The sequence below is a fragment of the Kocuria sp. CCUG 69068 genome (assembly GCF_020833785.1).
Taxonomy (GTDB): Bacteria; Actinomycetota; Actinomycetes; order Actinomycetales; family Micrococcaceae; genus Kocuria; species Kocuria rosea.
Genome location: NZ_PDDL01000271.1, coordinates 1 through 596, shown reverse-complemented (window position 1 = coordinate 596; position 596 = coordinate 1). Strand labels below are relative to the sequence as shown.

Annotated in this window: 1 protein-coding gene; it reads right to left on the bottom strand. The window is 79.0% G+C overall.

Going from position 1 to position 596, the window contains the following annotated elements; all coding sequences use genetic code 11:
• A partial coding sequence (tilS, locus tag CRM73_RS19480; protein WP_229588837.1) for a tRNA lysidine(34) synthetase TilS occupies window positions 1-596 on the bottom strand: 596 nt, incomplete at both ends.

The following is a 596-nucleotide window of genomic DNA, read 5'->3' as shown; positions in this document are numbered from 1 at the left end:
CGCGGGGTGCGCGGCCCGCACCGTGGCGAGGTCCAGGGCCAGGGAGCCGGGCAGCTCCGGGGCGGCGGCGCGGGCGCGCTCGAGCAGCTCCCCCGCGGCGCCGTCGAGGTAGTCCGCGTCGGGGCCGAGGATCGCGGCGGACCGGGCCAGGGCACGGGCCAGACCGGGGCCGAGCTCGTCCTCCAGCAGCGGGAGCACGCGGTGGCGGACCCGGGAGCGCATCAGGGTGGTGTCCCGGTTCGTGGGGTCGTGCCAGGGCTCGAGCTGCTCGGCGGCGCAGATCTCCAGGGTCTGCGCGCGGGAGAGGTCGAGGAACGGGCGGAGGTAGGTGACGCCGTCGAGCTCGCGCACGGGGGGCATCCCGGCCAGCGAGCGGGTGCCGGAGCCGCGGGCGAGGCCCAGCAGGACGGACTCCGCCTGGTCGTCCAGGGTGTGCCCGAGCAGCACGGCGTCGGCGCCCGTGCGCCCCACGACCTCCGCGATGCCCGCGTAGCGGGCGGTGCGGGCCGCCATCTCGGGGCCGCCCGCGTCCCGGCGCACGGTCACGGCCGTGACGACGACGGGCGCCAGCCCGGTCTGCTCGAGCGTGCGGGCGG